The sequence below is a fragment of the Paraburkholderia acidisoli genome (genome assembly GCF_009789675.1).
In the GTDB taxonomy this organism is placed as follows: Bacteria; Pseudomonadota; Gammaproteobacteria; order Burkholderiales; family Burkholderiaceae; genus Paraburkholderia; species Paraburkholderia acidisoli.
This window is the reverse complement of record NZ_CP046917.1, coordinates 128,832-143,473: the sequence shown is the minus strand read 5'-3', so window position 1 is coordinate 143,473 and position 14,642 is coordinate 128,832. Positions and strand designations below refer to the sequence as shown.

Annotated in this window: 10 protein-coding genes and 2 pseudogenes; 9 read left to right on the top strand and 3 right to left on the bottom strand. The window is 61.2% G+C overall.

Annotation, left to right across the window (positions count from 1 at the left end; all coding sequences use genetic code 11):
* Positions 1–97 precede the first annotated feature (97 nt).
* The 3 genes from FAZ98_RS35085 to FAZ98_RS35075 all read right to left on the bottom strand — a co-directional run bounded on the left by FAZ98_RS35085 (position 98) and on the right by FAZ98_RS35075 (position 3,308).
* Positions 98–1,888 (bottom strand): glycoside hydrolase family 15 protein, encoded by a 1,791-nt coding sequence (locus FAZ98_RS35085; RefSeq protein ID WP_267904877.1) that lies wholly within the window; start codon positions 1,886–1,888, stop codon positions 98–100.
* A gap of 23 nt (positions 1,889–1,911) precedes the next feature.
* Entirely contained in the window at positions 1,912–2,907 is a 996-nt protein-coding gene (locus tag FAZ98_RS35080) for an SDR family oxidoreductase (RefSeq protein WP_158958991.1), read from the bottom strand.
* A gap of 179 nt (positions 2,908–3,086) precedes the next feature.
* Positions 3,087–3,308 (bottom strand): hypothetical protein, encoded by a 222-nt coding sequence (locus FAZ98_RS35075; RefSeq protein WP_158958989.1) that lies wholly within the window; start codon positions 3,306–3,308, stop codon positions 3,087–3,089.
* Between the two features lie 23 nt (positions 3,309–3,331).
* Between FAZ98_RS35075 and FAZ98_RS35070 the strand changes: the two are divergent.
* The 9 genes and pseudogenes from FAZ98_RS35070 to FAZ98_RS35030 form a co-directional block, all read left to right on the top strand.
* A pseudogene (locus tag FAZ98_RS35070) lies at positions 3,332–3,789 on the top strand (GMC oxidoreductase); the annotation flags it as partial.
* Positions 3,773–4,771 (top strand): annotated as a pseudogene (gene coxB / locus FAZ98_RS35065) (cytochrome c oxidase subunit II); the annotation flags it as partial. The pseudogenes FAZ98_RS35070 and coxB, both read left to right, overlap by 17 nt.
* Positions 4,772–4,782: 11 nt before the next feature.
* Positions 4,783–7,389: a cytochrome c oxidase subunit I gene (ctaD, locus tag FAZ98_RS35060; protein ID WP_158958985.1), complete on the top strand. Its 2,607-nt coding sequence runs from the start codon at positions 4,783–4,785 to the stop codon at positions 7,387–7,389.
* A gap of 2 nt (positions 7,390–7,391) precedes the next feature.
* Positions 7,392–7,883 (top strand): hypothetical protein, encoded by a 492-nt coding sequence (locus FAZ98_RS35055; protein WP_158958983.1) that lies wholly within the window; start codon positions 7,392–7,394, stop codon positions 7,881–7,883.
* Positions 7,884–7,887: 4 nt separating this feature from the next.
* A complete protein-coding gene (locus FAZ98_RS35050; protein WP_158958981.1) occupies positions 7,888–9,222 on the top strand; it encodes a cytochrome c in 1,335 nt (444 codons plus the stop codon).
* 491 nt (positions 9,223–9,713) lie between these two features.
* Positions 9,714–9,917, top strand: coding sequence for a cold-shock protein (locus FAZ98_RS35045; protein ID WP_158958979.1), 204 nt, complete (start codon positions 9,714–9,716; stop codon positions 9,915–9,917).
* 1,265 nt (positions 9,918–11,182) lie between these two features.
* Positions 11,183–12,369, top strand: a protein-coding gene (locus tag FAZ98_RS35040; protein WP_158958977.1) for an IS3 family transposase whose coding sequence is annotated in 2 segments (ribosomal slippage) — positions 11,183–11,471 and positions 11,471–12,369 — 1,188 coding nt in all. Because the reading frame shifts where the segments join, the coding sequence is not laid out codon by codon here.
* Positions 12,370–12,554: 185 nt separating this feature from the next.
* A complete protein-coding gene (locus FAZ98_RS35035; RefSeq protein WP_158958974.1) occupies positions 12,555–13,088 on the top strand; it encodes a response regulator in 534 nt (177 codons plus the stop codon).
* A 215-nt stretch (positions 13,089–13,303) separates the two neighbouring features.
* Positions 13,304–14,635: a phospholipase A gene (locus FAZ98_RS35030; RefSeq protein ID WP_158958972.1), complete on the top strand. Its 1,332-nt coding sequence runs from the start codon at positions 13,304–13,306 to the stop codon at positions 14,633–14,635.
* The last annotated feature ends 7 nt before the right edge of the window (positions 14,636–14,642 follow it).

The window sequence follows — 14,642 nt, the reverse complement described above, 5'->3', positions numbered from 1 at the left end:
TACCCGACACGGCAAGGCTTTAACCACCCTTTTTTGCAGCGTCGGCCTGCACAGCCCGAGCCCCAGTCTTGCCGGTATCGCTGCAGTCGAATCTGGTTCAGCCACCTTGCTTTTCGACCGCGGCCCCGGCGAGGCGCAAGGCAGTGTCGACCAGAGCCAGATGCGAAAGCGCCTGCGGGAAGTTGCCGGAAAGATGGCGGCCGGGCACGTTGTATTCTTCTGCCAGCAATCCAAGGTCGTTGCGCACCGCCAGCACGCGCTCGAGCTGCGCGTGCGCTTCGTCGTGACGCCCCTGCATGCTCATACAGTCCGCGAGCCAGCACGAGCAGGCGAGAAAGCTACCTTCGGCAGGCCCATCGACAGGCGCCTTGAGCCGGCGGATCAGACCGCCTTCGGAAAGCTCCCGCTCGACGCGGGCGATCGTGCTCGCCATTCTGGGTTCCGTCGCGGCGATGAACCCGACCGCAGGCAGTCGCAACAGACTCGCATCAATTGCCTGACCACCATAGGTCTGTACGAACGAACCGAGGCCGTCGCTCCAGCCGTCACATAACACCTCCTGCCGGACTGCATTCCGCAGCGCCATCAGGCGTGCACAGGTCGCCGCGTCCAGCGTGGCAGCGTCGGCCACGGTGGCAATGAAGCTGTTTAGCGCCGCCCAGACCATCACCTTCGAATACGTGTATTGGCGTGGCGCCCCGCGCGATTCCCAGACTCCCGACCCTTCGGTCTGCCAGGTCTTCTCGAGATGCAGGACGATGCGCGTCGCGACTTCGGCTTCGCGCTGCGACGGCGGAATGCCACCGCGCCGCGCGAGCGCAAGGCACTGGATGACCTCGCCGAGCGCATCGATCTGACGCTGGGTCGATGCCGCATTGCCCACCCGCACCGGCTTCGCACTCCGGTAGCCCGGCAACGACCCGATGACGCGTTCCTCGACGTGCCGCGATCCGTCGACGCGATACATGATCCGCGCGTGTTCGGGCGAACCGGCAATCGCGCGCAGCAGCCAGTCGCGCCAGCCAAGCGCTTCTTCGTGAAAGCCCGCTCTGAGCAGTGCGCCGAGCGCGAAACTCGCATCCCGCAGCCAGCAATAGCGATAATCCCAGTTCATGTCGCCACCTGGCACCTCGGGAAGCGAGGTGGCGGGCGCTGCGATCAGTCCGCCGCTGGGTCCGTGGCACAGCGCCTTGAGCGTCAACAGCGAACGACGCACCTCATTCGGCCACGCAGTCCTGCTGTCGTCGAAGCGACCGATCCAGTCGCGCCAGAACCGCACGGTCGCGTTCAGGGCCGCTTCGGCATCGACCGGTTCGGGTGGCGGCAGGTGAGACGGACCGTAACTCATCACGAACGCGAGCCGTTCGCCAGCACCGATGTCGAATTGCGCTTCGATCGCATCGTCGCGAATGATTTGCTGCATCGGCGCACGTATCGCGACGAGATCGGGTCCCACGCGCGCGACGACACCGCCCGCTTCGCTGCTGAGCCACGGTGGCATCGAGCCATAGTCGAAGCGCAGCCGCAGCGTCGATCGCATCGCGACAGTGCCGCGCAGTCCGACCACGATCCGGACGAGCGACGGAAAATACACGCGCAACGGCATGAAATCGATGACGCGTGCTGCGCCGCCCTGCGTGTGAAAGTCGGTTTCAAGCACAAGCGTGTCGTCGCAATAGCGGCGATTGAGTTCGCCCGGCTCCGCGACCGGCATGATCGACCAGTACCCGTGTTCTTTCCGGCCGAGCAAGGCAGCAAAACATGCATCATCATCGAAGCGTGGCCAGCAAAGCCAGTCGATCGATGCATCGCTGCTCACTAATGCGGCGCTCTGCCCATCGCCGATCAGGCCATAGTCTTCAAGCGGGCGGCTCATGTTCGGATTCAGTCCGGAATGTCGTGTGGGTCGAATCAGGGGCGCAGTTTTCGCATCAGCAGCGCGGCGCCCGCCAGCAATCCGATGCCGGCAGCTGCCCAGAACGCGTTTCGATGCCGGTCGGTGAACATCTCCCAGCTGGCTGCGCGGGAGTGTGCGTCGAAGCGTCCATGCGAACCGTAGTCGCCTGGCACCGGCTGGAACAGGTTCGACGGAGCGTCGGCAGGAGCCGCTTCGTCGGTCAGCTGACCACTATATCCAGCGCGCGCCAGGTAGCGATCGATCAGACTGGGGGCAATGCGGTTGGCGAGAATAGCCTTGACCGTCGGGAAGCCGACCCATACCTGGCGGCGCCGATGAGTTGCAGCAAAGAAAATCGCCCGCGCGGCCACCTCCGGTTGAAAAATGGGCGCCACAGGTTGGGCCTTTCTGCCGGTCTTGTTCAGCGCCCAGTCGAACTGCGGCGTGTTGACGGCTGGCAGGTCGACCATCGTGAGATGGATGTCCAGAGCATCGTGGATGATTTCCGAACGCAGTGAGTCGGTAAAGCCGCGAATGGCGAATTTCGCGCCGCAGTAGACCGATTGCAACGGCACCGAGCGGTAGGCGAGCGCCGAGCCGACGTTGACAATCGTGCCGCGATTCCGGGGCCGCATTCGCGCGAGGGCGGCCATCATCCCGTAGACCTGTCCGAGATAGGTAACCTGCGTGCCGCGTTCCACTTCGGCTGGGGTAAGCGCGGACACCGGCGAAAACACCGTCGCCATCGCAACGTTGACCCAGACGTTGATTGGTCCGAGCCGTTGCTCGACCGCTTCGGCGGCCGCATGGACCTGCTCCGCCGACGCCACGTCGGTGACAAGCGCGACCGCCCGCACGCCGTAGCGCACGGTGATATCGCGCGCCGCACGTTCGAGCCGTTCCGCGTCGCGTGCAAGCAGCGCGATATCGTAACCGTGCCGCGCGAATTCTTCGGCGGTGGCGCGGCCGACGCCCGCGCTCGCTCCGGTGATGACAGCAATGTCTGGCATGACAGGTTCCACAGGCTTGTGTCGCCAGCAGATGTCGCAAGACACATGCCGCCTTGCGGCCACCAGGCCCAGAAATATCCGGGGCCGGGAGCAGGAACCAGAGGGAGCCAAAGTGACTTTCGCTGGACGCGACGGCACGGCGAGAGTCATGCAAAATGTCACGATGTGACGTAATATTTTCAGGCGCGCGTCGACAGGATGCCCGGGTGCGACAGCGGCGCGAGGGCTTCATCCGCGACCGGCGCGCGGGCTGAATGTTCACGAACGGAGGCCCCAAAACTGGGCACCCAGCTCGACATTACGAAATGAAAAACATCGGTATGCAGCTTGCGCCTGTTCTCGGCCCTCACCTGGCGACCGACGGAGAACTCAATGGCACAGACTGCCGGCAATTTCATCATTGAGTGCCTTCACACGTGGGGGTCTCTCCACGGAGATGCGGGCCGACAACCGTCAGGGGGCCTTGGAGGGCGTTGGCGAGATGCGGCCCACGAGAAGAACCGCGTGACGCTCGCCGACGAGAAAGACCAGTACGGCCTGCCGGTCGCACGCGTCACCTACTCGTGGTGCGACAACGACCGGCGCCTGATCGATCACTCGCTCGACTTCATGGAACGCGCGCTCGGGGCTGCGGGCGGCAAGGACATCTGGCGCGAGACCGACGACACCTGTCACCTGAACGGCACCGCGCGCATGGGCGACGATCCGGCCACAAGCGTCGTCAACGCCGACTGCCGCAGCTGGGACATCTGCAACGGGTGGACCTGCGATGGTTCGGTGGTTCCGACCGTGGACGACGCGAACCCCTCGCTGACGATCCAGGCGATCTCGCTGCGCACCGCCGACCGGATCAAGACGCTCGCGGCTCACTGCGAGCTGTGAACCCGGCGAGGGACATGTGAGCCTGCAGTCCACTCCTCTCGCATACATCCTGCACAGCGCCGGTCCTGCGTCGCGGCCCGTGCTGATCTTGGGCTGGGCGCTGACCGCGTTGTGCGTCGGCGTGTGCGTGGTTATCGCGGCGCTGCTGCTGATCGCGGTGTTCCGCCGCCGCCCGTCGGCAGTACAGGCCGCTGCAGGAGGCGAAGCGATCACCGGGCGTGGTGGCGGCCGCGCAGTGCTGATCGGCACGTTAATTTCGACTGCGCTTCTGCTCGCCGCGCTGGTCTACATGCTGTGGGTGCTCGCGTCGGTGGCTTCGCCGTCGCGTGAACCAACGCTCACGATCACGGTCACCACGTACGACTGGTGGTGGAAGGTCGATTACGACGCGAACGGTCCGCAACACTTCACGACCGCAAACGAGATCCACATCCCGGTGGGGGAGCCGGTGCAGGTCAATCTGAAAAGCGCGGACGTAATTCACGCGTTCTGGGTACCGGCACTGGCCGGCAAGACGCAGAACATTCCCGGCCAGATCAACCGGCAGTGGATTCAGGCAGACCATCCAGGCGTCTATCGCGGCCAGTGCACTCAATACTGCGGCGCGCAGCACGCGCACATGGCGTTCGAGGTGATCGCCGAAAGCCAGCAGGACTACCAGATGTGGTTCGACGCGCAGGCGCGCGCCGCAGCTGCGCCAACGAGCACCGATGCAATTCGCGGCGAGCGCGTCTTCCTGGACCGCTGCGCCGGCTGCCACACGGTGCGCGGCAGCGACGCGACCGGCGTGCAGGCGCCCGACCTCACGCATCTGCTTAGCCGCCGCCTGATCGCCGCGGGCGCGCTGCCGAACAGTCCACACAACGTGATGGACTGGATCGCACATGCGCAGGAAATCAAACCGCAAGCGCTGATGCCCGACATCGCGCTGAGTCCGGCCGACGGTCGCGACCTGGCCGCTTACCTCGCGACACTCAACTGATGGAACCCACCATGTCCACCACAGGAAGCGAGGACCTTGCCGCAATCAGACAGGTGGCCTTTCGCCGCGAGCCGGAGATCGGCGAAGTGACCCCGGGTTCCGAGCAAGAACGGCGTCTGCACGATCTCTGGGAGACCGAACCCGGATGGCGCGGCTGGCTTTCGACGGTCGATCACAAGCAGATTGGCTTGCGCTACATCGTCACCGCGTTCGTGTTCCTGCTGCTCGGTGGCATCGAGGCATTGGTGATGCGTCTGCAGCTCGCGCGGCCCAACGAGACTTTGCTCACGCCGGATCAGTACAACCAGCTGTTCACGATGCACGGCGTGACGATGATTTTCCTGTATGCGCTGCCCGTGCTGAGCGGCTTTTCGAACTACCTGTGGCCACTGATGCTCGGCTCGCGCGACATGGCGTTTCCCCGTCTGAATGCGCTGTCCTACTGGGTCTTCCTGTTCGCTGGCGTGTTTCTGTATGCGAGCTTCCCGCTCGGCGAAGCACCGAACGCCGGGTGGTTCAACTACGTACCGCTGGCGTCACTCGACTACAACCGCGGCCCGAACATCGACGTGTACGCGCTTGGCATGGTGCTGCTCGGCATCTCGACGACCGTCGGCGCGGCAAACTTCGTCGTCACGCTGTCCAGGATGCGGGCGGACGGTATGTCGATCGACCGTTTGCCGATCATCGTGTGGGGCACGCTGACCGCTTCGTTTGCGAACCTGTTCGCGGTACCGGCGGTGAGCCTCGCTTTCTTCCTGCTGTGGATGGACCGCAATGTCGGTACCCATTTCTTCGACGTCGCCAGCGACGGCCGGCCGCTACTTTGGCAACATCTTTTCTGGATGTTCGCGCATCCGTGGGTCTACGTGGTGGTGCTGCCGGCGATGGGCATTGTGTCGGACGCGCTGCCCACCTTCTGCCGCAGACCGCTCGTCGCGTACGCGGCGGTTGCCGTGTCGACCGTGGCGACGATGCTGGTCGGCTTTGAGGTGTGGATACATCACATGTTTGCGACCGGTCTGCCGCCGCTCGCGCTGGCAATTTTCGGCGCGGCCAGCATGCTGATTTCGGTGCCGAGCGCGGTCGCCGTGTTCGCCTGGATCGCGACGATCTGGCTCGGCCGTCCGGTGTTCAGGACGCCGTTCCTCTACTTTGCTGGCTTCGTGCTGATGTTCGTGATAGGCGGCGTGTCGGGCGTGATGACCGCCGCAGTGCCACTCGACTGGCAACTCAACGACACGTATTTCGTGGTTGCGCATCTGCATTACGTGCTGCTCGGCATCAATGTGTTCCCGGTGCTGGGCGGCATCGCCTACTGGTTTCCGAAGTTCACTGGGCGGCTGATGAACGAACGCTTTGGCAAGCTGACCTTCTGGGTCGTGCTGATCGGCTTCAATCTCGGCTTCTTTCCGATGCACATCTCCGGACTGCTCGGCATGCCCCGGCGCGTCTATACCTATCCCGACGGGATGGGCTGGGACCTGAGCAACATGCTGACCACCATCGGCTCTTTCGTGTTCGGGATCGGCGTGCTGATGTTCATCGCCAACGCACTGGTCTCGGCCAAACGCGGCGTACGCGCCGGTGCAAACCCGTGGGACGCGTCCAGTCTTGAATGGTCGGTGCCCTCCCCGCCGCCGCCGTACAACTTCGCGGTGCTGCCGATGATTGCTTCGCGCCATCCGTTGTGGGAAAACCGCATGGAGCTCGACGAGGGCGCAGAACGCTCAAGCCTCGCGCGCGGCTATCTGCTGCATTGCGGCCGCGAAACACTCGGCATCTCGCCACTTGGCGGCAACGCGGACGTGATCCTGAAGATGCCGGGGGACAGCTACGCACCGTTCCTTCTCGGTGTGTTCAGCGCCCTGTTCTTCGTCGCGCTTCTGCTGCACAGCGCGAGTTTCGCCGTGGTCATGAGCATCGCCTGTGGAACGGCGATGCTCGCGTGGCTGTGGCCGCAACGTGCGCTCGCCCAGCGCGAACCGCCGCCACCAGGCGCGCGAGCCGACCGCGCCACGCAGGACCTTGACGCGACGTTGCCGGTCGGTAGCGCGGGTGAGCACTCGGGTGGCTGGTGGGGTGTACTGACGTTGGTCGCGACCGAAGCCTGTCTGTTCGGCTACCTGATCTTCACGTACCTGTATTCCGAGTCGCAGACGAGCCTCGCATGGCCACCCGAAGGCATGCCCAAGGTCGGCATCGGTGCGCTCAACACCGCGTTTCTCCTGGCCAGCAGCGTGTTCGTCTGGCTCGCAGAGCGCGTCCTCAGGAAAGGCCGCAAGCGCAGCTCGATTGCCTTGATGCTGACGGCGATCGCGCTCGGCATCGTATTTCTGCTGATCCAGGTAAAGGAATGGAAAGATCATCCGTACGGGATGACCGCACATCTGTATGGCTCGCTGTACTTCACGATCACCGGCTTTCACATGGCGCACGTGGTGGTCGGACTGATCGTACTGGCGGTAATGTCGCTATGGATCGCGCTCGGTTATCTGGACCCGAAACGCACCGCTCCGATCACGATCGGCGGTTTGTACTGGCATTTCGTTGACGTGGTGTGGCTATTCATCTTTTCCACGCTGTATCTGTCGCCATTCATCCTGAGGGGGCGCTAGCCATGCGTGCATCGGGCCCTGCCACGACGCAGCCGGCGTCCCCGCCGCGCAGGCTATTGGCTGCCTGTGCAATCGCCGGGTTGTTCGGCTCCCCGGGGATCTGGCTGCTGCAGGTGATCGTTTCCGAAACCCTGTCGGCAAGCGCCTGCTACGGCATCAGTGCGCCGCGTGCGGCGCCGCTATGGAGCGGCTTCGACACGTGGATCTTCGTGATCCCGGTCGTCGCGCTACTGCTGGCCGCGTCGTGCGCGGGCTTGGCCTGGTATGGACTGATACTGGCAAGACGCATCGCGCACGAGCCCGACGCACACACGCAGGCGTCCGCGCATCGTCACGAAGCACTACGCACGCCGAGGCAGCTGCGCGGCGACGATTTGAGCCGGGTACGCTTCATCGCGCTATGCAGCGCGATGGTCGGCACGGGATTCCTGGTCGGCGTCATTTTCGTGTGGGTCGCGCCCTGGCTGGTCGGACCGTGCGGCAAATGGTACTGACGCGATGAAAAAAATAAAGCCGCCGTTCGCGCTCCCGTTGCTTCTCATGGTCTGTGCAGCCGGACTGCTGTCCGGTTGCCAGAGAGAAAGCGGCTCGGAAATTCCCACCGGCGTCCATGCTGATTCGGCACTCGCGAGCGCTCCCTCGTTAATCGCGCGTGGTGAGTATCTCGCGAAAGCAGGCGATTGCGCCGCGTGTCACGATGCTGCCGACCACACGCCCTTTGCAGGCGGCATGCCGGTCAATTCGCCGTTCGGCCCGATTTACGCGGGCAACATCACACCTGATCGCACCTTCGGCATAGGTAGCTATTCGCTGCGCCAGTTCGCTGATGTGCTGCGTTCGGGTAAGAGGCCGGACGGCACGCGGCTTTACCCGGCAATGCCGTATCCGTCGTTCGCGAAGCTGAACGACGGCGACCTGACCGCGCTGTACGCGTACTTTATGCATGGGGTGAAACCGTCGAGAAACCGCACGCCCGAGACACGGTTGCCGTTTCCATTCAACCAGCGCTGGGCGATGTTTTTCTGGAGCCGTCTCTTCGGCAATGACGAGCGGTATGTGCCCGATCCGCACCACAGTGCCGAGTGGAATCGCGGCGCGTATCTGGTCGAGGGGCTCGGACATTGCGGCGCATGCCATACGCCGCGCGGACCTGCTTACAACGAGTTGGGTTACAAGTTCGAAAGCGCTCATTACCTGAGCGGCGGTCTCAACGACAACTGGTTCGCGCCGAACCTGACCAGCGATCCCGGCAGCGGCCTGGGTCGCTGGTCACAAGATGACATCGCGGCGTTTTTGCGCGACGGGCACGGCGCGCGGGCGACTGCCTTCGGGGCGATGGCACCAGTGGTGGGCGACAGCACGCAGTATCTGGGCGATGACGACCTGCATGCGATCGCGGTGTTTCTGAAGTCGCTGCCCCCGCGGGACGTGAGCGGCACCTTCGACAACAACCTGGACGCACGGATGTTAACTGCACGGGCGGTGGAGAGCGCTGAACTGGAGCGTCCAGGCGCGGGGATCTATCTGTCGTATTGCGCGCGCTGTCATCGTGCGGACGGGACAGGCCAGCCCGATAAAGCGCCGGCGCTCGCGGGCAACCCGCTCGTGATATCCAGCGATCCGACCTCGGTCATCCGGATCGTGGTGGAAGGCAGCGAAAGTCCGAAAATGAACGACAATGCACAAACGCAGAAGATGCCCGCGTTCGCCGGTCAACTCACCACGACTGAGATGGCTGAAGTGGTGAGTTTCATCCGGAATACGTGGGGGAACCACGCGACGCCGCTTTCTGATCGCGACGTCCGGCAACTGCGGGCGGCGATTCATAAATAAGTCATCGGCAAACAGCACAACGTGGCATCACTCCTGGGCTGGGCATAAATCAACCTTGAGCGAAATCGCGCCCAATCGGCATGACCCAACGCGCAGACACACCGCGAGACGCGTATTCGTTCCGGCAGCAAGCGTGGCCCACCGCCACCGTCCGTTGTGGAGGAAGCAGTTGATGCGCAACGTTCAAGGCGAACGCCCCTATCGGGTCGATACGCGTCGCGCCAGTTCCCGGAGGCGACTCCAACTGTTCGTCGAGACTTAAAAGGCTCACATGGGAGAGCATCTGGACGCCTGGGCGAGAGAACCTGAAATCGAGCCAGCTGTCCCGACGTCTACTGTGTTCTCGCGCAATCGACGTGCAGGCGTGCCCGAGCGTTCGAGGCCCAAAGGTTGCCTATGACACGCGTTTTCGATAGATTCTTCGATGTAGCATTTATTGGCATTGGCGAGAAGCGCGCCAGGCACCCCCTAACTTCAGGAGCTTTGAGAGAATGGCAACAGGGACTGTAAAATGGTTCAATGACGCGAAGGGTTTTGGTTTTATTACCCCGGACGATGGTGGCGAGGACCTCTTCGCCCACTTCTCTGAAGTGCAAGGAAGTGGATTCAAATCGCTTCAGGAAGGACAGAAAGTCACTTTTGATGTGAAACAAGGACCAAAGGGCAGGCAGGCTTCGAACATCCAGCCGGTGTAACAGCGACAGACTTGCGCCGCTCGTTCGGCACAGCACAGCAGGGAGTGCGCGGCGCCCTTCCCGCGACTCCCTTCACGAGGTTGTTAGTTAGCGATAGGCGTCGTAAGCGCACGAGATCCCTATCGCCGCCGCGCTTCTCGGGCACCGTCACCAGATGATAGTGGTGAGTTGGCGTATGACGGCTCAAGCCAAAGATAACGTTGGCAAGTCCCTGCGACATCGCCGAACCGGAAGAGGTCCAGGTGCACAACCGGGCGATTGCATAGACGTACCAGCGCGACGCCGGAACACCCAAAGTGTGCCCGCACATCGATGCTCCCGTTTGTCCAACAGCGCGCAAAGGCGCACATGCGCTGCGAAAGGTGGTCGAGATAGTTTGATTTTATTCTTCAGGCTCGTGTGGCAACCCCTTCCCAAGTTCTTCGTAGCGCCGAAAGATTCCCCTCTTTGCGTGTGATCGGGTATCAGTTTTGCTAAATGAAGAAATCTTCTGTTGCGGGTACTCCGATATGTCTTTATGGTCCTTTATAAATATCAGCGAAATTTTGATTCATACATCAGGGTTTGACTATGGTATTTTAACCAAAATTTTTGGCGCGCTTCTGGGAATTTCGATACCGTATGTTTTCGCTTCTGACTTTCATCGCTCCACTCGAAAGATCTAAATATTATATTTTACAAATATCGAAATCCTGAAATTATTGACGAGCGTTGGTGCCAAATGGGAAAACGCAATCTGACTCGTCACTGCCCCCAGCAGCGTCGGGTAAGACCTCGTCACAATTAAACGCCTTCAAATCGTCACGGAATAATTACCGAGGCACAACGCTTCGTTCTCCGTCGATCCTTGACCCCGTCATCGGCGACTTCTGCCGCTACACTCGCGCACGAAACGCACAGGCAGAGGAGCCTTCCGATGGGCGAGCGCCCGACAGCGATAGCATCAGGCAACTGGATTGGAACAAGTCATGTTCCGTTGACAGATAAGTTTTGTCTACATCCGTTTCTGTCCGTAATGGACAATACGACAGGTCGTCAACGATCATGCGCGCGGCAAAGCTCTGGGAAATGCTACGCGTCGTAGCGGCGGAATTTGCACGACCGTTGCCGAAAACTCAATCGACCATTCGTCGATTAGTCGATCATTGAATGCGCCAGTTGAAACAGCTTTTCCGTCCGTCTTACACACCAGATCCGGTGTGACCATGCCTCGATTTCACGTACAGCAGGAATTTTGTTAATTTCCTGTTTGTACGGAGGATTGCATGTCAGAGAAGTCAGTGCCGAAAAGGCAATACACGAACGAGTTCAAGGTTGAGGCCATCAGGCTTGCCGAAACAGCCGGGCAGCATGAAGCGGCGCGCAGGCTCGGGGTGCCAGTGGCGACGTTAGGGAATTGGAGTCGGCGCAGCCGCAGTTCCGAAGGCGGCATCGAGACGAGTGGTCGTGATGTGAGCGCTGCACGTGTTACGCGCCCGATCAGCGAGCTGGAGGCAGAGAACAGCCGGCTGCGCAAGGAACTCGCCAGCGCGAAACTGGACATTGAAATTCTCTCAAAAGCGACGGCGTACTTCGCGAAGGGGTCGCGGTGAAGTACGCCTGGATCGACGATCACCGCGACCAGTACAGCATCACGCGGCTATGCCAGATTCTGGGCGTCTCACGCAGCGGATATTGCCAGTGGCGCGTTCGTCCGCCCAGCGCGAGGGCGCAAGCGAATGCGGCTTTGGATGTGGAAGTCGCGGCGATCCACCGCAAACATCGTGGCACATATGGCCGCTCCCGCATCGTGCGTCAATTGCGAGCCCAAGGTCGTGCGGCGAGCGAAGAGCGTGTGCGACGTAGCTTGCGACGTCAGGACTTGCGCCCAGTTTACAGGCGTGCCTATCGGGTCACGACGGACTCGGCGCACAGCCTGCCTGTAGCGCCGAACCTGCTCGATCGTCGTTTCAACGGCTGGCAGCCTGATCGTGCCTGGGTTAGCGACATCACGTTTGTCAGGACCGGCGAAGGCTGGCTGTATCTCGCAGCAATACTCGATCTGGCGAGCCGACGCGTAGTGGGCTGGTCAATGTCCGAACGCATTGACGCCGAGCTTGTTTGCCAGGCACTGCGCAGCGCGTGCTGGCAACGCAAATCGGCGCCGGGGCTGCTGTTACATTCCGACAGAGGAGCCCAGTATGCAAGCCGGGCATACCAAAAGCTGGCTGCTGGATTCAAGGCAACGATCTCTATGAGCCGTCGTGCAAACGCGTGGGACAACGCCCCTATGGAAAGCTTCTTCAAGACCCTGAAAGTCGAGAGAATCTATGAGGTCCACTACGAAACTCGGGCGCAGGCTCGTCTGGATATCGTCGACTGGATCGAGGGCTACTACAATCGAGAGCGTCTGCACACCTCGATAGGATTTCTTACCCCTGTCGACTACGAGGCCTCGTTGATCGCAGCATGATCTGCTGTACGTGGAAACGAGGCAGGGTCAGCATCCGCCTGATAGCTTGCCAGAAGCGGGCAAGGCTCAAGCCACAGCATGTTTCGTACCTTATGGAACAGCAACGGAACGCGCCTTCGGATCTTGCGGGTTGAGGGCCATCCAGGCGTCTTCCATCCACGTAGACAGGAAATCGGATAGCATCGGTGTCCGAACTCGTTGAAGGCACGGAAACCTTTCCTCGGTTGCCGACAATGGAAGCATCCAGAAGTGGAGAATTACGTACGCTCAACACCGGTGCAAAAGCGTTGCACCGCTCTTACCGTCTGCGCGAACGAACCGTATCCGTGACGGATGCAGTTCCGCGTATGCTTGTTGTCGATGACTCACCGGGCTCCCGCGAAGCGATGTCGGCCTTGCTGCGGCTCGACGGATTCGAAGTTCGCGCCGTAACGTCCGGCATAGAGGCTGTTGAACTTCTGCGGGGATGGACGCCGCATGTTTTCGTCCTCGATATCGAGTTGAACGAACACGATGGATTCGCCGTGGCGTCGGTGCTGAGAGGCATGCCGACAACCGCGGACGCCGGCATCATCGCTACAACCGGGCACAGCCTGGATGAACTACTGGTGATGGGCTCGCTTGAGCACTTCGACGCCGTTTTTGTTAAAGGCGAAGATGGTGGCCAACTTACTGATTTAATCAGGTCGTTTTTGAGTACCGAACCGGGCGGCGAATGATGCGCAAGCCCATTCGCCATCGACTGTTCAAGATTTGATATCTTCTCAATGCGGGGCCGTTGTCGATCTGATGAATTCGGGCATACCTTACGCAATGTCCCTAGGCAAGAAAAACAAGTAAAAACCGGCAAACAGATCGCCCGGAAGCACAACTAAACTGGCCGTGGTATAGGAGGTTTCTATTCTTCTATCACGCGAGCAACGTGCCACCACGTATGAGCTTCAATTCTCCAGCCTGTCTGCGTTTCCGTCCCTACCCGTCACGTGCCAACAGCGGGGCTTCGTACCAATTCAAGAATTTGAATCATGCTGTACGCTTGTTCGCGACCGTGACGGGTGTGGCAATCACCTTGCCCGCCCACGCGAGCATGGCGTTGCTGCAGCCAGCGCGTGAAGCGGCCGCCAACGAGCCGCTCGAACTCACACTGCTCGTCACGGACGATGATTCGCGACCGCTCACCGTCACGCTGCCCGCCACGTTGCGGGTGACGCTGACGAACGGCGATGCCGCTCCGGCGCCGCTCGAACTGCCACGTGAACCCAGCCTGCCTGACCATCTGACACTGCGGCCGGGAGAATTCCGCAAGGTCCATTTCCGCGCGCCATGGCCCGACAGCGCGCGCGGCGCAGTCCGCATCGACCCAGTGGGCTTCGATGCCTCGCCGTCGCTCGTCGTGCTCAATCGCGGGCCGAATCAGGACGCGGTCGCGAGTACCGAGCGCGCCGAAAGCAAGGCGACGTCGCGCGCCCAGGTCGCGGCCATTGCGGCCACCGACAAGGACATCGCAGTTGCACCCGCCGCGGATTCGTTATCGACGATTGGCCGCAGCACGCTGGCACGCCTTTCGTACTACGAACCGATGTATGTCGGCGTGGGCACGAACGGCGATACGACTGCGCGCTTTCAGTTCAGCTTTAAATATCGGCTGATGATGCCCGACGATCCGCGCTCGAAGCGCTTTCTCGACAACCTGTATTTCGCTTATACGCAAAACTCGATCTGGGATCTGAGCGCGACTTCCGCGCCCTTCCGCGACACGAGTTACATGCCGCAGTTGTTCTACTACATTCCGGACACCGGCTGGAAAAGCGCGTTGTTTTCGCGGATGGGAATTTCCGCTGGCATTGGCCACGAGTCGAACGGCCAGGCCGGACCGGAATCGCGCGGCATCAACACGGTTTTCGTGCGTCCCACCTGGGAATTCGGCGACGTGACCGGCTATCACACGACGGTTTCCCCGAAGCTGTATTACTACCTCACCAAATCCGGAAATGAGGATATTGCCGACTACCGCGGTTATATGGATTTGCTGATCAAATACGGCAGCCCCGACGGATGGCAGCTCGCCACCACACTGCGCAAGGGCACTCATCACTGGTATGGAAGCGTCGATACCCAGTTGACCTATCCTCTCGCCCGCCTGCTCGGCAGCAAGTGGGGCGGTTATCTCTGGGTCGGTTACTTCAACGGATATGGCGAAGATCTACTCGACTACAATCAGCGCCAGCATTGGATTGCACGTATCGGCTACAGCATCGCGCGTTGAATCGCGG